Here is a 23,180-nt window from a genome sequence, read left to right on the forward strand (position 1 = left end):
TTAACACGATGGGCTCTATTAAACTAAATACCCCTTCAACAAGGCTATTACCTTCTTGAAGGGGTGCTGTTTAATTGAGGATTATTTTACACGCGCAAAACCGAAACCGGATGCATAGTCATCGCCAGTAGCTGATCCATAACCACCTTTAATGTCATACAGTTTCGCTCTTCTTTGAAGTTCGGTGCGAAGAGTCTTGTTCGTGTAGGATAAGTTGGAAGACCAAATCTTAGCAGCAAGCCCGGCTACGTGCGGAGTTGCCATTGACGTGCCGCTGATAGTGTTGTAGTTTCCATCGTACCAAGTAGATTCAATTGCTGCACCTGGAGCGGAAATTTCAACGTCTTTTTCCTGGATAACATAGTCACCATCAGTGTTCGGGTTGCCGCGTGAAGAGAAGTTGGCAACACGGTATGTTCCGTTCTCCTGGACATTTTCCAATGCAGCCACTGCTACTGCATTAACGAGGGCACCCGGATAGCCAATTGTGTTGGCTGCATAACCGGAGTTTCCTGCAGCTGCTACGACAAGGACATTCTTGCTATATGCATAGTCAACTGCGGATGCAATCATTGTATCTTTGCCGCTTGACCCTAGTGACATATTAATTACCACTTTCGAACCTGTCGCAGTAGCTTGGTCAGCAACATGGCGGATAGCACCAGCGATATCATCTGAATATCCAGAACCACTGTCAGTCAAAACTTTATAAGCCCAAAGCTTCGCTTGCGGAGCAACTCCGAAGACTCCCTGGCCATCATCGGCGCCGTCTGCCAGAACGGTTCCGGCAACATGTGTACCATGTCCGTTACGGTCCGTACATGTACCGTTTACAATAGGAGAAGATGTTTGCGTAAAGTCCTTACACTGTTCAGCCTGGCCTCGCAAATCATAGTGGTTTGTGTAAACCCCTGTGTCAAGAACGGCTACCTTAATGCCTGAACCGCCTGACGTTGCTGTAACGTATGGATCATTATAAATAGCTTGGATTCCCCATGGAGTGCGGTCGCTTGGCAAGGAAGTGATTGCATTGGCTGTAACATCCTTTTTGATGGCAGGGTTTTCTCTGCTGTCTAAAGCAACTTCCTGAACCTGTTCAATTTTCAGGTTCTTATTTTTCAACAATGCATCATACTGCTTTCCGTTTACTTCAGTTGTGAAACCTTCCGCACCGAAATCCCAGCGTGGCTTGTAGCTTTGTTTCGCTTTAGCCATTTCAGAGCTGGCCCCCTTGATTACGACGCGGTACGTATCCTTTGCGGTTCCCTCCGGACCTTGGCTGCTTGCTCCAGCAGCAAACAGTGAAAGTCCCATAGACAGCGCCAATAGCGCCGATCCAACCTTTGTTCTCTTCTTCATTGTATTTCTCCTCTCCACCTTAGGTATGTACAGCACAGCATTTTTTCCGGCTGTAATTTAGAGTGTATTCAGAAAGTTTGAGCAGCGCAATTATTCATGTGCCCGCTTTTATTGGGAAAATTAAAGGAGAAATTCAAGAGAAACTACGGTTTGCAGTTGGGAAATTTTCTGGGGAGGTTTAATTTATATTCAATGTTATCGGGGCGATTAAAGAGCTCCTTTGGGTATGGATAAGAGATTTCTATCCCTCTTTTTCACAAAGGCTGTGTTAATGGATATTGTTGAATTTATAGCAGTGTTGATTGGAGCGGAAGGCGCGAAGACTCCTGTGGGAGCAGCGGGACAGGAGAGACCCCGCAGGAGCAAAGCGACGAGGAGGCTCACCGCCCGCCCCACGGAAAGCGAAGCGCCGGTAGCGGAAATCAACAGACTTGTTTTACACAGCCTTCACAAAAAAAAGACCCTTTAAAGCAGGTCCCTTTATATGTGACTCTTTTCATTTTCTCTAAACATCAAGCTTGTATTGTTGTAAAATTGTCTCCAGTTTGATTGCCTTTGTCATATCCCCTTTAATCTTCAGCTTGCCTGTCATGAAAGCCATTGTGCCATTCAGCTTACCTGCCAAAAATTTGCGGAAACTATCAAATGACATACTTAATGTACAGTCCGCAGGGGATTCAGAACCCTTCACTACTTTTGCCTGTCCTTCCTTAAAATGAAGCTGGTATGTACCCTCCTCATCACCGGAAATATCGAACTGATAAACAGTATTAATCCCCAAAATCGGATTTGGGTTTTGGTTTACCTCATTTTCAATTTCTCGCATTGTTTCAAACAAATTCATTGCCCTCCCCCCTAAAAATGAATGACTATTCATTCGTTATATATATCTATATTACCTGTAATGATGTTAATCCACAACTATCAAACTACAAATCAATTCCTTGTACTTCTGTACTTGAGCAATGTTTTAATAATCACAATTAAGATAGATTAAAATTCATTCCGTTCCACAAATTATTTTTACAAAATAGTTATAAATCACTATTCAATAGTTATATAATACAATGTTGATATTTAGTTCTGTTATATAACAAACCCCGCTAATTTAAGAAGCTATAATGTTGGAAAAGGAGCTATATATTAGATGAATAAAACAGAGGCTATTGCACGCCGCATATTCGGTTGGAAGCTGAATCGCTGGGACCGCTGGTTTGATTTCGAGAACAGGAAGTTCATCCTTGTATCAGATTTCCAGCCTGACAAGAACCTTGAGCATGCCATGCTGATCGTCAAGAAACTTGAGCAGTTTGGATATACTTTTACCAAAAATGGGGACTCTGAGGTTAGATTTAATCATGTCGGGGGGGCCGGAGCTAACCTGGCAGAGGCAATCACCGATGCAGCCTATTCAATTGCAGACACAAGCTCAGTGCCAGATGGTTGGGTTTAAATGAAGTCCCGTGCCATATACCGCACGGGATTATTTATTATTTTTGGCAAAAAATCATTTGTCTGCCTTCGTGTTCATTTTCTTCAAAGGAAAGCACCTTCCAGCCTTTGAACTCCTCTAGCAGCTCATTCGAATTCAGGCAAAACTTTTTGGACATCCGCTGTGATTGCAGTTCAGGGCTATTAAAGAAAGTTTCGATAAAAACAAATCCGCCTTTTTTTACCCAGCTTTTCACATATGGAAAAAGCGATCTGTCCAAATAATTAGTAATGACCACTAACTCAAAGGAATCCTCATCAAATGGCAAGCTTTCGTACTCTGTCAGGTCAAAGACTTCAGCATGGATAGGCAACATATAACTTTTAGCTTGCTCCTGCACATACTGAATCGCAGTATCTGATAGATCGATCGCGCTTACTCTGTAGCCAAGCCTGGCCAAGTACAAACTATTGCCTCCCAATCCACAGGCCAAATCCAGTGCTGCCCCTCCTTTTAAATAGGACGCCAGCAAAGCCAGCCGGTCATTTGGGACTGGCATCTTTATCTCCTTCAGTTTTTCTTCATACTTTCGTTCCATTTCTGCTTGTCTTCCATTTTCCACCTCCGCGGTTACGGTAATATTATCCAATTTCTGCTATTATGTCTGACATGCCTTTACATGGGTAAATTTACTATAAAATGTAACTTCTCTCTGTGATGTTTTCAACTTATTGTTCGTTTTACACACTCCAAGTGAATTTTCCCAGAATTCGTGAAAGTAACCGACAATGGTTAATGCCCGCTCATGCGGGACAAATGATATACAATATGAATGGAGGGTTTTACATGGTAGGTAATCACAACGGAAATGGCAATAATAACGGCATCGGCGGTATTCCAGTTCCAATTAATATTTTTAATAAGGACCCCGCAAATATTGATGGTTCCAACGATACCAAACTGAATGCAGATCAGTACAAAGTGTTTGTAAATGATTCCTTCGTAGGTGAAAAAGCCCTTGAAAATCCAGGAGAAAACCTTTCGGATATTGATGATTTTATTAAATTGCAAGGCATCACCGACTTTGCAGCATGCCTGGAAGGAAATAAGTACACCATCGAGGCCGATAGCAAGGTTAACGATATCAAGGATACATTGGAAGTATACTTCAATAACCGTTAGGCCTGTTCCTATTTTAACAATAGGTAAACCCCACTTCCAACAGAAGTGGGGTTTAATTTTATTCTTCCCAGGCTTTTCCTATCAGAAGTTCAAATTCTTTGGCAAGCTTCTCGGGTACATTCGTTAAAATAATTACGTTGTCTCCTTCGATTTCTACGACGTCCCCTGGTACCGCTTGCTTTGGAAAAATCGATCTTGGGAAAACCTTCGCAGTGCCATCAAGGTGGATGACAGCATGGTCTTCCTCAAATTTATAAAGAATTCCCCTCATTCTGCTCACCAGCTTTATCATTTATTTTTACATTTCACTTTATAAAATCGACTAAGAAGGTACCCTAAGCTTGTATGATTTCCTCACTTTTTCTTAGAGCTTCCGGCAGCCCTGTTAGCATGTAGGCCATATGGACAATTCCTTGCTCCAAGTCAGCAAGCCGGATGGATTCATTTGGTGCATGAGCCCTCGATTTCACCCAGCCAACGCCAGTACTGACGATGGGAAGTCCGAGTTCTTCCCCAAAAATATACATCGGCCCTGTTCCCACAGAATTCGGAGCCAGTACACAGCCAGCTTCATATACTTCATTTGCTGTCTTCATTACATGCTTGACGAAAGGATCGTTAAAATCCGAACGATATGCCTTTTGGCCATTCAGTAATGTAACTTCAACATCACCGAAACCATTCTCAATCAAATGCTTTTTTACACAAGCCATAATATGGTCGGGATCCTGGCCAGGAACGAGCCGGCAATCGAGTTTTGCCTTTGCAAGCTTGGGCAGAACTGTTTTTGAGCCTTCGCCCGTATACCCGCTGACAATGCCGCATATCGTCATTGTCGGATCGAACACCATTGCCTCGCGCGGGTCTTGGCCCTTCGCTGCAGTAATCAGTGGCCTTTTTAGACCGTAAAGCCTCTGAGTTGCCTGCTCGTCGAATGGCAAAGACTTAACCGCATTGATCTCCTCTTCAGTAGGAGGTATGATCCCGTCAAAGAAGCCATCAACCAAAATCTCATTTTGTTCATTTCTCAATGTTGCCAGCGCCTGGACAAGCCGCCATGCCGCATTGTCTATATAAGCGCCGACCGAGGAATGCATATCAATATCTGCCCCCTCACACGTCAGCTCAAGGTACGCCATCCCTTTAATGCCCGCGACCATGTTGATTCGCTCTGCTTCGTCCTTGCCGCCAAACTCCCAGATGCAGGCATCGGCTGCAAAAAGTTCCTTGTATTTTTTCAAATAGTGCTCAAGGTTTGGACTGCCGATTTCCTCTTCGCCTTCAATCAAAAATTTCACATTGCAAGGAAGGCCACCCATCTCCTTCAGTACCTTAATTGCCGTAAGCCTGGCAACAAGGTCGCCTTTGTTATCCGCCACACCCCTTGCAAAAAGGGCGTCATTTTCTATTATCGGTATAAATGGATCTGACTTCCATTCATCAAGCGGTTCAGGCGGCTGGACATCATAATGGTTGTAAAACAATAACGTCTTTCCTGTGTCCCCAAATTCCCCGGCGGCAAAAAATGCATATACAACCGGGTTTCCCCCAAGGTCATTCAGGATTCTAACTTCTCCGCCGGCTTCCTCTATCATCTTAGCAACATAGTCGACTGTTTCTTGAATTCCGAAATTTTGAGCGGAAATCGACGGCAGCTTCAAGTATTCCGTTAATACGCCAAGCGCGGCAGTTACCTTTTCACTTGTTTTCTGTTTTATTTTTTCCAATAACGGTTGTTCCATTGTAAAACTCCCTTCTGGTCATATTTATTTCGATGCACGAAGGATAATTCCTCTTATAAAAAATACAATACTTTATTTGTATGCAGCAAAATTAGAAACCTGTCCTTTTAACGGCAAAACTCCTCGGACACCATGAAACTTCTCTCATCAATCCATTTGTGAAATTGGGTAAAGAAACTGTGAGACTTTAACTTATGACAAAAAAATACCCAGAACATTGTCTGGGTAAGTAAAATGTTGTGCCGGTACAGTTTTATCTACTTTAGCAGATGGCGCAGAAGCCGTTCTCTGTCTTCAAAAAACTGCTTCATAATGGAATAGTGGGGTGTTTCCTCAAGTGTTGTTTCGTTGATTCCCTCTTCGGTTATCTGAATGATTTTTGCACCTGGATAGGCCATAATGATTGGGGAATGAGTTGAGATAATAAATTGGGATCCATCATGGACGAGGTCATCAATCCTTGCAAGAAATGACATCTGCCTTAGCGGAGACAAAGCTGCTTCAGGTTCATCCAAAATATAAAGCCCATCACCTTGAAACCTTTCGTTAAAGGCTGCAAAGAAGGATTCACCATGGGACATCTTATGAAGTGAGGTGCCTCCATATGATTCGACTGCTTTAATTTGATCAATATTGGTCGCCAAGTTGTAGAAGGTTTCAGCCCTGAAGAAGAAATTGTCAGTCGGCCTATAGGGTCCTTTAACGAGCCGCAAATAATTATGCAAATCGGAATGCGAATCGTAATTGGAGAAATTAAAATTCATTGTTCCGCCTTCCGGATTGAATCCGTAAGCAACGGCAATTCCTTCCAGCAGTGTTGACTTGCCCATCCCATTCTCTCCGACAATATAGGTCACACAGGAATCAAAGGTAATCTCCTTGAAATTCCGAATAATTGGCAGTGTAAACGGATAGCAGTCCTGGCCCGCCGCTTCCTCCTCTTTCAGCTGAATTTTCCTGATATATTGCGATTCCCATTCAAGTTTCAAAGATATCCCCCTTTTAACACGATTAATCTTCAGCACCAATAAAGTCCAGGAAAGCTTCCTGGACTGGCACGCAGCTATGTAATTCGATTATATACTTATATAAATAGTAACAGATAAATAGAGTATATACAGAACTAGTGCAAGGAAAGCCCCTGCCCAGCTAGTGTTCCCCTTTGCTTTTAGCCATTCCTTTTTTTCCAGGGGGGTCATGCTGCTTCGGTTCATTTGACTAAAACGGGTTTCCGCATATTTAAAATAAATATAATTCCCTAACAGTCCCATAAGAATCCATAAAGATAACACAAGGGTAAGAATTAAAACGGTAAAAACGCGGCCATATGGTTGTTGATAATCGCTTAAATAAGCCAGGATATCCAGACCCACAAGCATTCCAATAATAGCAAGGACAGGGGCTGGCATTTTCCTGAATCCGAACCAGACAGGCCCTAACAGGAACGCGGCCCAATTCCAGCTAAGTTTGGAGTCCCTATCTTCCAGGTGATTCCATTGTCTATGGTAGTATTCATAGTTTTCCCCAATGAAGCATTCCTCCCTTTGGCTTTTTAAAAGGAAGCCTTTTTCATATTCAATATCAGCAGGTGGGACAAAACGCTGTTTGGGCCTTTCGTATATAGACTTTCCGCAATTGGAGCAAACTTTTTCATGGGCGGTGAGATACATTCCGCAAGATGTACAATACATCGTTTATTCCGCCTTCCAACACATGATTTTTAAGCTAAGGCAGTTAGTTTCAACTTTTTTCTGCTCATCATCCTCTTTTATTTTGTTTTTATGTATTTCTTCCTTAGCGGCAATAGGGTCTGTACAAAATTTACAAATTAATGGCAGGCAGCAGTAAGCCCAGCGGAAGAATTATAGGGGAAAATACATAGGCTCCTATTAACACCTAAGTCTTTTATACTATTCTTCAAATTAATTGGAAAATCCTTCAAAAATTTACAAAAGACAAGAAATTTTCACATTTTTATAAAAATATAAAAAACCAAGCCCACTGGACTTAGCAGGCTTGGCATTTTTCATAAGAAGAAAATCAATATTTGCGCTATGATCGCAACGAAAATGAGCGCGAACGGATAGGCTGCGGCATAGGCAATCGCAGGGTCATCGCTTTCCATTAGCTGGCTGGCAGCGCCGAGGCCAGGCGTGCTTGTCATTCCTCCGCATATCGCTCCGATGGAATGAATGATGCTGAGTTTGAACAGTCTTCTTGATAAAAAGTAGCCGACAATCATTGGGATAATGGTGATCAAAGCACCGCCAAATAACAGGCCGAAGCCTTCCTCGCTCACTACCTCAACAACGCCTTGCCCGGCAGTTGTCCCTGCACCTGCAAGGAACAAGACTAACCCAATATCACCAATGACCTGGTTGGATGGCTGGAAATAACGTGCCCGAATTGGACCAATTTTTCCAAAGTGGCCAATAATGAGTGCGATAAATAGCGGACCACCAGCAACTCCTAGCGTAATCGTCCCTAGCCCCGGTATTGGAATTGGGGCCATACCTGCAAGAATACCTATCAGCAAAATTAAGCTTAATGAAAGGATATGGACATTCGTTACAGTGAGATTTTTACGGCTGAATAGCTTTTCGACATCATTCAATCTATCTTCACTGCTGACCGCAAGAAGAACATCCCCTCGCTCCATGCGCCATTTCGGGCTTTGATTATATTCAAAGCCGCCCCGTTCAATTCTGGTCACAGTGACTCCATACTTTCTTCTTAGTTCAAGCTCCCTCAATGTCTTGCCAATCATTTCCTCCGCGCCGACGGTAATTTTCCGAGGAACAATATGGTCATGATTTTCAAACTGGGTTTCGGCCTTTACACCGATTTGGCTGCAAAGCCTTTCAACATCCTCTTTCAAGCCTACAGCGACAAGATGGTCTCCGGTCAGGATGACTGTATCCCCAAGCGCAATGATGTTCCGATCGCCGCGAATGACACGGCTGATAACAACACTGTTGTACTGATTGAACTGCTGATTGAAATGAAGTTCCTTCAAAGTCATTTTATTCAATGATGGGTTTGTGACCTTGATTGTAATTACTTCAGGTGATTCCTCATTCCGGATTGGTCCAGATGTGGCCTCAAGGTCTTTTTTTAAATCAGTCTTTAACAATTTAGGCAGAATTTGAACGAATAGGACCACACCAAGCACGCCAAATGGATAGGAAATACCATATCCAACTGATGCAATTGGGTCATTTGTTGCCTGCAAGGCTGCTGCTAGGCCTGGCGTGCTGGTCAGTGCACCTGTCATAATTCCGATACCTAGTGCCGGCGTAAGGTCAAACGCTTTTGTAACGAAGATTGTTACAATTGCACCTGTAAGGACAATAAAAAGCCCTAGAATCCCAAATACCACTCCGCTAGTCCTCATCATCCTGAAAAAGCGCGGGCCCGCCTGAAGTCCAACAGCAACTATGAATAAACTAAGTCCCAGCTGCTGGATAGTTTCATTTATTTGATAGCCAAAATGGCCGAATATCATCGCTACAAAAAGGACACCCGAAGTCCCAAGGCTTAAGCCTTTGACACTCAGCTTCCCAAGAACCGAACCGAGAAACAGGATCACAAACAGTAAAAACAGCTGTTCCTCGAGCAAACGTGTCAGATAATCCATTAATAATATCCTCCGTATAGAACTACATTTTACAATTTCAACTTTCCAATTCTATCATGTTTTAAATTAATGTCTATCGTTCGGTAAAAAAGTTCATCGGAATGTAAAAACTTCCGTCCGGTATACACCAAACCTTGCACCCGGGACACAATGGCTCCATTAAAACACACCCTCTTCGTCCACCCCAAACGGACAAAATTCATGAAATGTCCACAGCAGGGGTCTGACCCCTTTTTCTCATTTCCCAGTTCACAAATAGAGATAAATCAAGTAGACTATATTAAAACCTGAAATTCTTATAAGAAAGGTTGGTTTTACTTTATGACTGAAACTGTGCGTTCGATTCCTCGTCCGCTTGTCAGGACGAATCAATGGGTAATTGTTATAAGTGTTGTGGCTACATGGCTCACTGGCCAGGTATGGATTCTGGCTATCCCTCTTGTTGCTGGGCTGATGGGGCTTTTCTTTGGGTTCAATCCTATTATGAGGTTCGCCAGGCTTTTCCTGAAAAAAGAACCTTCTGCCTATATCCCGGAGGAATGGAATCAGCAGCAGTTCAATCAGGCAATCTCGGTTGTTTGTCTGGCAGGCGGTCTGGCGGGATATGCCTTTGGCTGGAACACACTTGGCCATGCTTTCACAATTATGGTGGCCATTGCAGCATTTGTCGCTATCCTTGGCTTCTGCATCGGCTGCTTCATCCGATTCCAATACATTCAATGGCGCGCTAAGAAACGAATTGGAAATCAGCATTAGCATATAAAAACGAGGGGTCCACTTTACTTCTGGACCACCCTCGTTTTTTTCGTTATCATTCTTAAATATTTCTATCGCCCTAAGTAATAGAAGGGTTTTCCTTAATCATCTCACAGTTTTCATTAACCACTTAAAAACCAATCTTACATAACTCCTCAGCCATATCTTCCAGGCTTCTCCCACCCGTCCATCTCACACGGACAAAAACTGTAAAATGTCCACGATAGGGGTCTGACCCCTGCACTTTGCCCCCTCAAATACTCTCCTGCCTCAACCCGTCGATGATGTTTTGGGTTTTGATTTTGCGGCTGGAGTAGAGCATGGCGGATGTAACAATTAGGAAAATGGCGATTGTTGCATAGGCTATGCTTGACCAGGGCAGCTCGAAGCCGTACTCAAAGGTGCTGCTTAAGGACAGATAGATGAGGTACATAAGGCCAATGCTGATTGGAAGACCGTAGGTTAGTGCCTTCACACCGTAAAAGATGCTTTCGTAATTCGTCATCTTACTGAACCCTTTAGGCGTCATCCCGACTGATTTCAGCATTGCGAACTCGCGCGTCCTCAGTGAAATGCTCGTTGAAATCGTATTGAGAATATTAGCGATGGAAATCAGACTGATCAAAACGATGAACCCATACGTGAATAGTGACATGAACAAAATAAGGTTATCGTTGTTTTGCCGCTGTTTATAAACGTTATAGATATGCAGCCCCTGCAAGTTCATTTCTTCTATCTCTGCCTGAGTCTCAAGCGGATCCGTGCTTTTTACGACAAGATAATTATCATACTGGTTATCTAGTTTTGCAGCCAGTTGATCCAATATCTTTTCCGGAACAAGAACCGGAACATCGCCCATTCCCGTTTGAATGCCCATTGGAGCCTCATCAACAAAACCAGCTATCGTCAACTTGCCGGCTGGCTCGCGGCTGCCTGTATCATAATTTGGAACACTGAGGTCCAGCGTATGTCCCACTTCAGTTTCAATACTCCGCTCTTCAATAAACTTCCCAGTCTCCCCATCCTGGTAGGTGGTATTTTCAATTACAATGCCTGCAGGATTTTTGGGATTCGCAAACGTTGCAGGATTGACACCCGCTTTTTCGGCAACTGCTGCAAAACTTTTTTCATCAAGCCCGTAAAGGACCACGATATAGGGAACCTTTCCATCCTTCATCATGGACTTGTCGACCCTGCCCGGTTCCTGCATACTCTTGGGCAGCTGGTTCATTTCAAGATGAGTTTCCACTGAAAAAGGTTTAATCAGGCTATAATCGGTAACATGTTTCAAGCTTGAAAACGGCTTAAGCTGCTCGATTTGCCCATCACTAGCGAAGAATACCTTCATATCATAATCCACCTTTTCCTGTGACAGGACAAATGACTTTTTCAAGTTATCTGTGAAAAAGGATACTGTCAGAAAGAGGACAAGGCTGATAACGAGTGAGAAAACAGTTGCCCGGTACCGCTTCTTGTTGCGTATAATATTCTTTAATCCGATTTCAGCTTCAATCCCGAACAGCCTGCGAACGAATTTCGAGGTTTTAACGCTTTTGCCAGTCAGCTTAACATCCTGGGTCTGGCGGATTGCATCAATCGCAGAAATCTTCGATGCCTTCCTCGCCGGCCAATACGTCGAAATAAAAATCGTCAGAATTGAAACAGCACAGGCAACCAGGATGCTCATCGGGGTTACCACAATGCGAAGCCGCTCTGATGTTTCAAATACCTCGCTAATTAATGCATTACTAAACCAAAATGTTACAGCCAAGCCTGCCAGTCCCGCTAAAATGCCAAGCGGGATGCTGATGCCTCCAATGACGACACCTTCAAAAAAGACTGAATTACGTTTCTGCTTTTTGGTCGCCCCGACACTTGAGAGCATCCCAAGATGCCTGGCCCGCTCAGAGACACTAATGGCAAATGCATTGTAAATCAGAGAAACAGACCCAATGACGATGATGGCCATGATGATGGCTGAAAGCGTATAGAGTGTCAGCCTAAGCTCACTATTGTCGGTTACCCCGTAGAGGCGAAGCAAAGTATCATTATACGAAACTTCCTTGATGCCAAGCTTATCTGCAAGTCTTTGCGTGTAGTCATACAAGTCGTTTGTAATGGAGGCAGCCACGACGGTAGCATGGACCGGTTTACTTTTTCCAATAGCGGTCTTATCAATATAGGTAAAGGCGGAATAGGCTGGTGACCACGAGTTTTCCCAGTTCGGAGTTTCAATGAACCCGGTAATTGTATACTTTCCAGTGCCAGACTTCTCAAATGTTTCAATCAGCTTGTCGCCTTGCTTCTGATATGGGTCATTTTGGGTTAGCGGAGTTCCTTCCAATTTCCGATCGCCGAGTTCAAGATTCAGTGTGTCACCTATTTTATAGGTTTCTTGCAGCTCTTTGACCAGTACGATTTCATTTGGCGCTTTTGGAAATCGGCCTGCTTCGAGCTTAATTTGAAATTGTGAGAAGCCTTGCTCGCTGTAGCCTTTTAGAAAAAGAAACGGTTTTTCTCTTTTTGCGGTACTTTCCACAGGGGCAAAGCCGAAATCGCTGGACAGAATCAGCTTGTTCGTTTCCTTGTCATTTTCGATTGCTTCAAGCTGCACGGCATCGACATCTTTGTATAAAACATGCCACTCGCCCTCATCCGCGATTGCATCCCGCTTCATTAAATCAAGGAAAGATACACCGAGCGTAGATACTGCGGTCAGCATGGCAACAGAGATGATGACTCCGAAGATGGTGACAAGAGTTCTTCGCTTATTCTCCTTCAGATGCCGAACGGTCAATTTATTGACGATATTCATGGCCGGATCACCTCGTCCCTGGCAATGCGGCCATCCTCGATTGCAATCACCCGGTCAGCCTGAAGCGCAATTCGCTCATCATGGGTAATCACAATCAGCGTCTGCTTGTATGTCTTATTGAACATTTTCAGCAATTCCATAATTTCTTCACTGTTTTTCGAGTCAAGATTGCCGGTCGGTTCATCGGCCAACAGCAGAGCCGGATTGCTGATCAATGCCCGGCCGATTGAGACCCGCTGCTGCTGGCCCCCAGAAAGCTGATTCGGCAAATGGCCCATTCGGTTCTCCAAGCCAAGAATTGATGAAATCTCCTGCAAATGCTTGCCATCAACCTTCTGTTCATCAAGCAGCATCGGCAGAGTCATATTTTCTTCAACAGACAGAATCGGAATCAGGTTATAAAACTGATAAATCAGCCCGATTTGACGGCGCCTGAAAATCGCAAGCTGCGTTTCATCAAGCTTATATATATCGGTATTATCAATCAGCACCAGGCCATCTGTGGGACGGTCAACACCGCCAAGCATATGAAGCAGCGTCGATTTGCCCGAACCAGACGGGCCGACAATTGCGACAAACTCCCCTTTTTTCACCGAAAACGACACATTGTCAAGTGCCCGGACCGCGGTTTCGCCCTTCCCATACACTTTAGACAGATTCTCTATCTTTAAAATTTCCATACGATAACCCCCAACATGTTCTTGATGGCTTCAGTATATCTGCCTAAAATGACTCTTCCGTGACTCTCACGTGACAGTTTAGTCACTTAAGAGCTTTTTTTTGGAAAAATTGGTCGATACCATGCAGTCACCATCTCAAGCTGAATACGCAAAGCTTTTTCACAAAAAGGCCGGCCCCGCCCTTGTCACTGGCAAAGCCCGCCTAAATAGCTTTTTCACACTCCGGGCACTACACTACCTGCTTATAAAACTTGACCGTGAATGTAGTTCCTTTCCGTTCTTCGCTTTTAACCTCTATGTCTCCGTTCTGGCTTTTTACAATCGAATATGCCATCGCAAGCCCAATCCCGACGCTGTCCTCACCGGCATTTTCGCCTTTATAAAAACGCTTGAAAATATAAGGCAGGTCCTTTTTCGAAATTCCCTTGCCATTATCTGAAATCGATATCGCTGTGTACAATGGGTTTTCGGAATACGAAATCGCTATAGTACCGCCTTCACCCGTATGCTCTACACAATTTTTCAAAATATTGATCAATGCCTCGGTGGTCCACTTCATATCTCCCTGAAAAGATGTAGCTTCATCGCCACTAACGCTTAGTGTCTGCTGCTTGATTTCAATCGGAATCAGCATTGGTTCAACAACCTTGTGCAGCAAATAGGCAACCTTTACATGCTCCCTCTTAAACTGAGCCGTCCCAGCGTCGATTTTTGACAGCTTCAACAACGATGAAACAAGCCATTCTATCCTTTCAAGCTGGACCTGGATATTTCTTGTGAACTCTTCTCGTTTCGGTTCACTCAAATTCGCATCGCTTAGCAAGTCCGCCATCATCATCATGGATGTCAACGGTGTTTTTAGCTGATGCGAGATATCAGAAATCGCGTCGGTAAGCTTCAGTCTATCTTGCTGCAAATGAGAGCCATGCTCCGCCAGCATAAGTGTCACTTTATAAATATCACTTTTTAAAACACTCAACTCTCCCTCACTGTTGTCGCGGACGTCAAGCTTATAATCCCCGCTTGAAATCTGACGCAAGTAGCCTGAAAGCTTACTGATTTCCCTGTAGCGCCAAACAGTAAAAACAACACTGCCGCCAGTCAGTAGTGCCGAAACGAGTAAAATGAGACTTGCGACTTGAATCGAAAACAGCGCCCAGCCCATTCCGGCCGCCAAAATCCCAAACAGGCAGCTCAGACCAAAAAACACCCTAAATTCCCGGTTGCGGAGCAAGTTAATCACCCACCTTATACCCAAGGCCGCGCACAGTCTTGATAATGGTCGGGCTTTGCGGGTTGTCCTCAAGCTTTTCCCGCAACCTTTTTATGTACACAGTCAGCGTATTGTCATTCACGAAATCGCCGGCCACATCCCAAATCCGCTCAAGCAGCTGTTCCCGAGTCAGAACACGTCCGATATTATTGGCAAAAATAAGGAACAGCCTGTATTCGAGGGCAGTGACCAGTACTTCCTGTCCATTTTTATAAACCTTGCCTTCCAGTGTGTTTACCTTTACAGTACCGACTTCAATAATCGGCTTGGCCTGCATGTGCTTGTGGTAGCGGCGGAGTACCGACTTGATTCGCGACATAAGCTCCCTGACACGGAACGGCTTTGTAATATAATCATCCGCGCCCATATCAAGCCCCATGACAACATTTACTTCATCATCCAGGGCTGTCAGGAAAATAACGGGTTTATCACTCCACTTCTTCACAAGACTGCACAGGTCATAGCCGCTCCCATCCGGAAGCGACAAGTCGAACAAGCATAAATCAATTTCATCAAGACGTTCGGCTATCACTTTTTTGGCAGCCAGGGCATTCTCGCAAAGAATTGTCTCGTATTCTTCCATCTGCAGTGAATACTCAAGCCCCGCCGCAATCGCCCGATCATCTTCAACCAATAAAATCTTCAACCCTATCACCCTACTCTAGCAATCTGTCTTCTTTTCTATCTACTATACCGTAAAAAGGCAAAAAAAGGGACGGTTCTACTTAGCCAAAGCAAGGCAGAGACCGTCCCTAATTGCGCCCAAAAGCGGGACGCTGCAATTTTATAGTTTGCTAACCTTCTCTTTTAAAAATTCCTCGACAATGGCGTTGAATTTTTCGCTATGCTCCCAGAACATCAAGTGCCCGCCCAGCACCTTAACGTCCGTTTTTGGGGTCAGCTTTTGAAGATAGGCTGTGGCTGTTTCGGCCCAATGCTCTGCGACAATAGCCAGAGTCGGTACCGCTTCGCTGGATTGTTTTGCTTCCTCCCGATAGTCAGAAAACATCCCACTCGCAAACAAATTGGCGGCAATATAATATGGGGTTTTCATTGATTGTTCAACAATCCAGGTCAACTCCTCCTCTTTCAGCTCTCTCTGGACCATGACGCCCGTTGTGTAACCGGTAATGAACTCCCTTTGCCCCTGCGGATTCCTCAAGTACGCATTGTAGGCAGCACCAATATCATTTAGAGAACCCTCGACCCAATCACCTTCGTGGATACTCAAAGATTTTGGGGACATATCGACAAACACAAGTGACTTCACATTTTCGGTTCCAAACTGCTTCACATATTCCCAGATAGTGAGAGCACCGAATGACCAGCCAACAAGAGTCGCATTTTTAACATTGAGGGCCTCAAGCACCTTGGCCAAATCAGCTCCATGCGTGACATAGTCATTTCCGTGAAGAGACATGGAAGACCGCCCATGGCTGCGTGGATCCAGGATAATTGTCCGGTTGGTTTTTGAGAAATGTTCAAGCTGTTTGGAAAACACCTCTGTTGTAAACGTAAATCCCGGGATAAACACAATCGGTTCCCCGCTCCCGGAATCTTGGACAAACAATTCAACACCAGGTTCTACTTCAATATACTTGCCATTTCGAGAAGTCATTTTTCCTATCCCTCCATCCGATTATCTTTTCTCACTATGCATATTTCGATAAAGGTTCATTTAATACCTTCCACTGGAAAAAACAAACCCTTTGAAAAAAAGTAATATAGTAGTAGTATTTTAAAAGACTATTTATACGCACACTCATAATATTAACTGCCCTAACTGTCCTTACAGCGCGGACAAAATGAGGCTTTTGTCCACAACAGGGGTCTGACCCCTGTAAGTTATTACCTATGATGAATATCATTGTAATCTATCGAAATTTTCAATATAATGAATAAAAATTATTCTCGCCTTAAATCGGCATAGTTCTACAGCAAGAAAATAGAAAAACACTGCGGTGTATTGCACCAGCAATCAGGAGGAAGGTATGAGAAATCTAGTCAAGAAGTGGAATGACATCAGTCTTGTTAAGCAAATCATTATCGGTCTTGCCGTTGGTATTCTTCTCGCCATAACAATACCAAAAGCCGCCCAGCCAGTAGCGCTGTTCGGTACCCTATTTGTCGGTGCGTTAAAAGCTGTTGCACCGATACTCGTGCTTTTCCTGGTCATGGGAGCCATTGCCCAGCATAAGAGCGGCAAGAAAACAAATATGAAATCCATTATTGTCCTGTACGCTTTGGGAACATTTTTGGCTGGCCTTATCGCCGTAATAGTTAGCTTCATCTTCCCGGTAAGCATCACACTTGCCACCGGCTCCCAGGAGTTGCAGGCACCCGGCGGCGTTTCCGAAGTCCTTAAGTCTTTGCTGCTGAATGTGGTGGATAACCCGGTTAATGCACTTATCAAAGCAAATTACATCGGCATTCTCGCTTGGGCTATCGTCCTTGGCTTTGCTTTAAAAAATGCAAAAGATACAACCAAATCATTGATTTCCAACTTTTCAGATGCCATTTCCAAGGTGGTAACCTGGGTCATTAAGTTTGCTCCGCTTGGCATTATGGGTCTTGTTTTTGAATCAATAACAACAAACGGTCTGGAATCGCTTCTTAGCTATGGGAAATTGATCGCGATTCTCCTTGGCTGCATGTTTTTTGTGGCATTGGTGGTCAACCCGATTATCGTGTTCGCAGCAACCCGCCAGAATCCGTATCCGCTCGTTCTACAATGCTTGAGAGAAAGCGGCATTACTGCCTTCTTCACACGAAGCTCGGCAGCAAACATTCCTGTAAACATGAAGCTTTGTGAAAAATTGGGTTTGAACAAAGATACGTATTCCGTGTCGATTCCGCTGGGCGCCACCATCAACATGGCTGGTGCAGCGGTAACAATTTCAGTTTTGACCCTTGCTGCGGTTCATACGCTGGGTATCAATGTTGATATCCCGACAGCAGTTCTGCTTAGCGTCTTGTCTGCGGTCTGTGCCGCAGGAGCATCCGGAGTTGCCGGCGGATCTCTGCTCTTGATTCCACTAGCCTGCAGCCTGTTCGGTATTCCTAACGAAATAGCCATGCAGGTCGTTGGTGTCGGTTTTATCATCGGTGTAATTCAGGATTCTGTTGAAACAGCCCTCAACTCATCGACTGACGTCCTCTTCACCGCTGCCGCAGAGCACAGGGAGCGCAGACTCGAAGGCACTCATCTAAAAGTAAAAAAAGCGGTATAGAATTTTTAGGAGCCCTCAATCATCACGATTGAGGGCTTTTTTTACTCAACTGAAGTCCTTTAAAAAAACCCCAGATTTCCTTACAACTATAATAAGACTCTCCCACAACAACTTTAGGCTAACCTTACTATTACTTTTTTATGACAAAGGCTTATTTTACGAAAAGAAGGGAAAGAGATGGACGAACAAGGGTTTAAGTTCAAACCTTGTAGATGTAACCGGATTTTATCCCGGCCAACTCAATGAGAAATTAATAGACCTTGCATTAAAGCAGTTGAACCCTCATAAAATTTACTTCAAGGAACATTAACCTTCCTCTCATCCTCTGGCTATTTTTGAAAAAGAAAGGGTGTGGCAGGAATGTCCATTCTAAGAGAAATGGTTGAAGCCAAGCGCAACCACTATTTTAAGCTTTTGAAGAAATCAGGACTGGTTCAAAATGGTACAGCAGATGAGTACACACTTACAGAAGTACTCGAAGTATATAAAAAGTGGAAAGGCCGCCGCTAATTTTCGGGAACCAGCCATTTAAAACCTTTCTCCCTCTCCAGCCCCCAAAATAAAAAGCTCGTAGACCAGATTCGCCTACCGAGCTTTATTACCTGTTCATGCATAAAGCCTTTCCCGAAAAACAACACTTCTTTGCAATAGATAATTCAGTACGGTATATAATCCCGTACTAAATAATACCTTTCCATTTGTGACAACTGTTTCTGAAAAATAATCCCCAGCAGTCCATTCAATTACCATGCTGCCCAGCTGATACGAAACAACATAGCAGAACAGAATGACACAAACAAACCGGACAATGCTCCATAAACCAGCTTCTTTGCTCCTGAATGTAAAACTCCGGTTCAAAACAAAGCTGACTCCCGCCCCAACCGTATTCCCTATGAACGTCGAGACCCAGTAGGACAATCCGGCTCCGTGCAAAAGCAGGAACATAATCGACAACCCGACCAGTGTATTGATCACTCCAACGACTAAGAAACGAATAAACTCGAACTTCATCGCCGGCCCATAGACATCAATTTTTTCGCTGGAAGTTCCCTGTTAGAAAATGTATCAATTTCAACGGCATATTTCGGCCTGCCTTTAACCTCGTGATAAATTTTACCGATATACTCTCCGATGATACCAATCCCCAAAAGCTGCAGGCCTCCGACAAACCAAATCGACAAAATCAGCGATGCCCAGCCTGATTCAGTATTTCCCATCCACTCCTGTACTAGCGCATAGCCCCCCGCAACCGAACTGAGAATAACTGAAAGGAAACCGAGCAGCGTTACGAGCCGTATCGGCGCAATACTAAACGACGTGATCCCTTCCATTGCGAAGGCGAGCATTTTTTTCAACGGATACTTGGATTCCCCAGCAAAGCGCTCCTTCCTGTCATAATAGACAACAGTCGATTTAAATCCAACAAGCGGTACCAGCCCGCGTAAAAACACATTTGCTTCCTTGTATTTGAAAAGCTCATCGAGTGCCCGCCTGCTCATCAATCGGAAGTCTGCGTGATTCGGAACAAGCTTGATGCCGATTTTCTCCATGAACCGGTAGAAGCCCAGGGCAGTTGTCCTTTTGAAAAATGTATCCGTATCACGTTTATCTCTGACTCCATAGACGATGTCATAGCCTTCGCGGAACCTCTCAACAAATTGCCTGATTACATTCACATCGTCCTGAAGGTCTGCATCGATAGAAACAACACAGTCAGATAACTTATTGGCTGTCTCCAGCCCGGCAATCAAAGCCTTCTGGTGGCCGACATTTCTGGCCAGCTTTAACCCAGTCACACAATGGTTGCCTCTGCTTTCTTCTTCAATCAATTCCCAAGTCCGGTCCCGGCTGCCGTCATCAACGAACACCACCTTGCTGTCTGCCGAAATCAGTGAATCCTTAATCATTCCTCTTATAACCCCAGTCAGTTGGGATGTCGTTTCCTTTTAAACTTCTTCCTCGTTATAGCATGGAACAACAATTGTCAAAACTGGCTTATTCACCAGGAACCACTCCTTCAGTTACGTGATAAAGATAAATTCTCCATGCAGATTCATTGTTGTCGAATACTTTTTCAAGCTTCATACCGTTCTCTTCTGGATTCTTGACCGGGACTGCCGAGAAAATGTATTCCCCTCCCAATTCCTTAAATACTTTAGTATTTAATTCAAGATTCTCTATTTCTTTTTTCGTTGTCTTTTTAAATTCATAGTGTTTCCCGAGCTCCGCGACAAAGATATAACACCTGCCGCCCCAGGTATCGAAATAATCCTCAATAATAGCGTTTTTCTCAAGCTCCTTCGAAATAATTTCACGGAACCGGTGCTTGTATTCGAGCGAATAAAAATTATTGTACGTATCCAGCGTGTAAAATCCGTTGTACTGAGCGATTGCCGGATGGATACCGATGCTTGCGACCCGGTATGATTCCTGCGACTTGCCAATAAAATCACGGATATCCTCAAACTGATCAACAGCATAAAACTGTTTGAATGAAGGCCTGTGTCCGTACTCGTTCTCGCCATTATTGTAAAAAACAACGGCAATCTGCAGAGCCAGCGCAACCCCTGCAGCCTTTTTCCAAACACCGCCCTTTTGCCATAAAACATAGGCACCAACCGCAAACATCATATAAATAATCAGCGGGCGAAGGAAATGAAACCGTGAAAAATTGAAGGTTTTTAACAACGATATCTCTTCCTTGATTGGATGCCAGCCTTTGTAAAACCAAAACGAATACCAGATGGACAGGACAATGTTAAGGACAAACAAGTATGTAAACCGTTTTTCGTTAACACCATGGGTTTTTCTGGCTGCTATCCATATCAGCACCAGGAACGACAGCGGTACAATCACGTATGTATGAAGCGTAAGTACATGGTTGTGGCCAAAGAAATAATTTTTCCCAATTAACATGATTGTCTGCCAAAACGTGTTATCCGTATAATCAAATTCATTCCGGCTTGTCGGTTCTTCCGGTAGCACCAATGAAAGAACAAGCCGGTATTCAACAAGCAAATACATGATTGTCATAAACGCAATGCTTGCAAAAAAGGTCCAGTTCCAGCTTTTCTTAACGAGCACATCCCTTAGCCACAACAATCCCATTGCAGCCAGGAAGAAGAAAAACCCGAGCACAAAGCTGGAATAGAGCGGCAGCAAGAAAAGCGTCAGCCATTCCTTCCATGAATGCCTGCCATCCCTTATGTTGAGGAAAGCCCATAATGCTAGCGGCATACCTAACGTACTCAGCATCCCCGACGGCCAGAAAGGAGTTAGTGCGAAAGCAAGTGCAACCCAAACACTGATTGGAAATGCATTCCTCTCCTTTATGAAATGCCTCGAAAGTAATAAGTACATCCCGATAAATGCCACAATCCGTGTAATCGCCTGGCTGAGCGCATATGCGAGCATCGATGGAAACAGGTGATGCAGCCACTGAATACCGCTAAACTCAGTTCCATATGTATTCCGCGGCAGACCGTTGATGATTTGTGGAATCACCGCATCAGTTGCCCCGAACAGCTCCCCGCTTTCGCGTAATACCTTATACCAGCTAATATTTGAATCAAGGTTGTCATGAATCCGCATATGCGCGTCCTCACCGAGCACAAACAGTGGCGACAAATACAATGCCAGCAATATCCCGGCAACCCATAAATGAACCTTTTCTTTTTTTAAAATTGCCCCCCGTATCATCATGTAAAAATCACACAATCTTTCTTCATTTGAAATCCCCCACCCCTGTTCTTTCTCTTTGTATAACCATCTTATCTAGTAATAATGAATTTTCCTCTAGCAGAAATCTTAAGAAATTATGAAGATTTCCAAATTCTTCTTTCCCATATTATACCTATATTAAGTGACTTTCAAGTGACTCTATAGTGACAATTTATTCACTTTACATTCGAGTGAGATTACAGTTGGAGCATAGTGTTGGCTAACCAAACATTTTTGGGAAAGTAAGGTCCATAAAAAAAGCTCTCCACATGCCGAAATAGCAAAGGAAAGCTTTTATTCTAAAAACTATTAATCTATATCAATTAAATTGAGCTCCGGATGATCAAACGGATACCGCTCTCTTTTGCTTTCCAATAATTCTTCAAGCAATCCCCTCCAACCCCGGAAATATTTCTATTATAACTAATCGCTATGAACACTATTGGAAAAGGCAATGTAAGAGCCGTAAAACAAAAATAGCCAGACTGCCTGCCAGTTTTCACTGGCTGTCTGGCTATACCCTATCCTCTGCTGCGTTCCCGCCTATTGCGCTTCCGTTCCCTAAGAACTGTCGGGATCTCAAGAATTTCCTCATTATATTGATACTTTAAAATATTGTTTTTAATATAGTCATCAATTGCCACCTGAATCATGACTTCTTGATTCACTTTGCTAATCCCCTTCAGCTTTGGATCGTTGAACATACCTTCATACTTTTTCCGGAGAGTCCTCTTCAACAGCCCTAGCTCAATGGTTCCCATTTCAACACCTCCCGTTCGCCTTTTCCATAGAGGCTTGTTTATACCGTCCTTTTAAAATAACCTTATATTTCAACTATACAATGTTTCTTTCACTACTAATATTGGGAAAATTTTTGGTTGTCCCTAGAGCGGTGTTGGAAAGTGGGGTATCTGTGAAGGTTGGGAGAATATATTTTTCAAACATAAGAATTTGCTCACCTACAACCCAAGGAAATCGACTAAATTGGTGAAGTTTTCAATCAAGCTTTGGGGCAAAGCTTGCCTTCTACAGGGATGTACGCTCAAAAGGCCTGAATTAGGATTACCATGCTGAAACTGAGGGGTGAACAGGAGAATATCGAACATAATAGAGTAACTGAGACATTCCTATTGCAATAAAACAATAAATGTAGTAATTTTATAAATAGTTTAATAATTTAGTCTTATCAAGAGAGGTTGAGGGACATGGCCCTGCGACACCTCAGCAACCATCAGATGGCTTGCCTTCTGAAAAGGTGCTAATTCCAGCAAGTTAGCTGCTAACTTGGTAGATAAGAAGGATGGCTGACGCTGACAGATTTTAGTCTTCTTCTTGTTATAAAGAGGAAGGCTTT

At 43.8% G+C, this 23,180-nt stretch carries 23 protein-coding genes and 1 riboswitch; of the genes, 6 read left to right on the forward strand and 17 right to left on the reverse strand.

The annotated features are described in order from the left end of the window. Positions 1-81 precede the first annotated feature (81 nt). Positions 82-1,359, reverse strand: a complete 1,278-nt coding sequence (locus tag TY16_RS09730) for a S8 family peptidase (protein ID WP_043931692.1) — start codon at positions 1,357-1,359, stop codon at positions 82-84. A gap of 226 nt (positions 1,360-1,585) precedes the next feature. Here TY16_RS09730 and TY16_RS09735 point away from each other — a divergent pair, with 226 nt between their 5' ends. Then, on the forward strand, positions 1,586-1,828 hold the full coding sequence (locus TY16_RS09735; RefSeq protein ID WP_043931693.1) for a hypothetical protein: 243 nt from the start codon (positions 1,586-1,588) through the stop codon (positions 1,826-1,828). Positions 1,829-1,864: 36 nt separating this feature from the next. Here TY16_RS09735 and TY16_RS09740 read toward each other — a convergent pair whose 3' ends face one another. Further along, positions 1,865-2,203, reverse strand: a complete 339-nt coding sequence (locus TY16_RS09740; protein WP_043931694.1) for an SCP2 sterol-binding domain-containing protein — start codon at positions 2,201-2,203, stop codon at positions 1,865-1,867. Positions 2,204-2,506: 303 nt separating this feature from the next. Here TY16_RS09740 and TY16_RS09745 point away from each other — a divergent pair, with 303 nt between their 5' ends. Beyond that, the gene (locus TY16_RS09745) at positions 2,507-2,812 is read left to right on the forward strand and encodes a BC1872 family protein (protein WP_043931695.1); all 306 of its coding nucleotides are present in this window, start codon (positions 2,507-2,509) and stop codon (positions 2,810-2,812) included. Between the two features lie 37 nt (positions 2,813-2,849). Here TY16_RS09745 and TY16_RS09750 read toward each other — a convergent pair whose 3' ends face one another. Beyond that, entirely contained in the window at positions 2,850-3,389 is a 540-nt protein-coding gene (locus TY16_RS09750) for a class I SAM-dependent methyltransferase (protein ID WP_052342669.1), read from the reverse strand. Between the two features lie 248 nt (positions 3,390-3,637). Between TY16_RS09750 and TY16_RS09755 the strand changes: the two genes are divergently transcribed. Then, the gene (locus TY16_RS09755) at positions 3,638-3,973 is read left to right on the forward strand and encodes a hypothetical protein (RefSeq protein ID WP_043931697.1); all 336 of its coding nucleotides are present in this window, start codon (positions 3,638-3,640) and stop codon (positions 3,971-3,973) included. Between the two features lie 58 nt (positions 3,974-4,031). Here the strand turns inward: TY16_RS09755 and TY16_RS09760 are convergent, their stop codons facing one another. The 5 genes from TY16_RS09760 to TY16_RS09780 form a co-directional block, all read right to left on the reverse strand. Next, positions 4,032-4,244 carry a hypothetical protein gene (locus TY16_RS09760; protein ID WP_043931698.1) on the reverse strand — a complete coding sequence of 71 codons (213 nt, stop codon included), beginning with the start codon at positions 4,242-4,244 and terminating at the stop codon, positions 4,032-4,034. A gap of 64 nt (positions 4,245-4,308) precedes the next feature. Then, positions 4,309-5,715 (reverse strand): M20/M25/M40 family metallo-hydrolase, encoded by a 1,407-nt coding sequence (locus TY16_RS09765; protein WP_043931699.1) that lies wholly within the window; start codon positions 5,713-5,715, stop codon positions 4,309-4,311. Between the two features lie 257 nt (positions 5,716-5,972). Further along, positions 5,973-6,704, reverse strand: a complete 732-nt coding sequence (locus TY16_RS09770) for an AAA family ATPase (RefSeq protein WP_043931701.1) — start codon at positions 6,702-6,704, stop codon at positions 5,973-5,975. An 87-nt stretch (positions 6,705-6,791) separates the two neighbouring features. After that, positions 6,792-7,406, reverse strand: coding sequence for a DUF2628 domain-containing protein (locus tag TY16_RS09775; protein ID WP_043931703.1), 615 nt, complete (start codon positions 7,404-7,406; stop codon positions 6,792-6,794). Positions 7,407-7,741: 335 nt separating this feature from the next. Next, entirely contained in the window at positions 7,742-9,352 is a 1,611-nt protein-coding gene (locus TY16_RS09780) for an aspartate:alanine exchanger family transporter (protein WP_043931704.1), read from the reverse strand. 321 nt (positions 9,353-9,673) lie between these two features. Here TY16_RS09780 and TY16_RS09785 point away from each other — a divergent pair, with 321 nt between their 5' ends. Further along, the gene (locus TY16_RS09785; protein ID WP_043931705.1) at positions 9,674-10,108 is read left to right on the forward strand and encodes a DUF4395 domain-containing protein; all 435 of its coding nucleotides are present in this window, start codon (positions 9,674-9,676) and stop codon (positions 10,106-10,108) included. Between the two features lie 253 nt (positions 10,109-10,361). Here TY16_RS09785 and TY16_RS09790 read toward each other — a convergent pair whose 3' ends face one another. The 5 genes from TY16_RS09790 to TY16_RS09810 all read right to left on the reverse strand — a co-directional run bounded on the left by TY16_RS09790 (position 10,362) and on the right by TY16_RS09810 (position 16,494). After that, positions 10,362-12,923 carry an FtsX-like permease family protein gene (locus TY16_RS09790; RefSeq protein WP_043931707.1) on the reverse strand — a complete coding sequence of 854 codons (2,562 nt, stop codon included), beginning with the start codon at positions 12,921-12,923 and terminating at the stop codon, positions 10,362-10,364. Beyond that, positions 12,920-13,603 (reverse strand): ABC transporter ATP-binding protein, encoded by a 684-nt coding sequence (locus TY16_RS09795; RefSeq protein WP_043931708.1) that lies wholly within the window; start codon positions 13,601-13,603, stop codon positions 12,920-12,922. Before TY16_RS09795 ends, TY16_RS09790 begins: the two co-directional genes overlap by 4 nt. A gap of 229 nt (positions 13,604-13,832) precedes the next feature. Further along, the gene (locus tag TY16_RS09800; RefSeq protein WP_043931709.1) at positions 13,833-14,837 is read right to left on the reverse strand and encodes a sensor histidine kinase; all 1,005 of its coding nucleotides are present in this window, start codon (positions 14,835-14,837) and stop codon (positions 13,833-13,835) included. Position 14,838: 1 nt separating this feature from the next. Beyond that, positions 14,839-15,522 (reverse strand): response regulator transcription factor, encoded by a 684-nt coding sequence (locus tag TY16_RS09805; RefSeq protein WP_043931710.1) that lies wholly within the window; start codon positions 15,520-15,522, stop codon positions 14,839-14,841. 138 nt (positions 15,523-15,660) lie between these two features. Next, positions 15,661-16,494 carry an alpha/beta fold hydrolase gene (locus TY16_RS09810; RefSeq protein WP_043931712.1) on the reverse strand — a complete coding sequence of 278 codons (834 nt, stop codon included), beginning with the start codon at positions 16,492-16,494 and terminating at the stop codon, positions 15,661-15,663. 373 nt (positions 16,495-16,867) lie between these two features. On the opposite strand from TY16_RS09810, the gene sstT reads away from it, so the two are divergent. Together sstT and TY16_RS26140 are read left to right on the forward strand one after the other, a co-directional pair. Beyond that, positions 16,868-18,106, forward strand: coding sequence for a serine/threonine transporter SstT (gene sstT / locus TY16_RS09815; RefSeq protein WP_043931713.1), 1,239 nt, complete (start codon positions 16,868-16,870; stop codon positions 18,104-18,106). Between the two features lie 360 nt (positions 18,107-18,466). Continuing rightward, complete coding sequence (locus TY16_RS26140) at positions 18,467-18,616, forward strand: hypothetical protein (protein ID WP_155922200.1); 150 nt, start codon at positions 18,467-18,469, stop codon at positions 18,614-18,616. 96 nt (positions 18,617-18,712) lie between these two features. On the opposite strand, the gene TY16_RS09825 is transcribed toward TY16_RS26140, so the two are convergent. From TY16_RS09825 to TY16_RS09840, 4 genes are all read right to left on the reverse strand, one after another. After that, positions 18,713-19,117: a GtrA family protein gene (locus TY16_RS09825; protein ID WP_043931715.1), complete on the reverse strand. Its 405-nt coding sequence runs from the start codon at positions 19,115-19,117 to the stop codon at positions 18,713-18,715. Further along, the gene (locus TY16_RS09830; protein ID WP_231505590.1) at positions 19,114-20,013 is read right to left on the reverse strand and encodes a glycosyltransferase family 2 protein; all 900 of its coding nucleotides are present in this window, start codon (positions 20,011-20,013) and stop codon (positions 19,114-19,116) included. The genes TY16_RS09825 and TY16_RS09830 overlap by 4 nt, the downstream gene beginning before the upstream one ends. 88 nt (positions 20,014-20,101) lie before the next feature. Beyond that, entirely contained in the window at positions 20,102-21,805 is a 1,704-nt protein-coding gene (locus tag TY16_RS09835; protein WP_043934633.1) for a DUF6044 family protein, read from the reverse strand. 542 nt (positions 21,806-22,347) lie between these two features. Next, positions 22,348-22,587, reverse strand: coding sequence for a hypothetical protein (locus TY16_RS09840; RefSeq protein WP_043931716.1), 240 nt, complete (start codon positions 22,585-22,587; stop codon positions 22,348-22,350). A 419-nt stretch (positions 22,588-23,006) separates the two neighbouring features. Next, positions 23,007-23,124: riboswitch (SAM riboswitch) on the forward strand. Positions 23,125-23,180 lie beyond the last annotated feature (56 nt).

The organism is Bacillus sp. EB01, from assembly GCF_000613125.1.
GTDB lineage: Bacteria > Bacillota > Bacilli > Bacillales > Cytobacillaceae > Bacillus_D.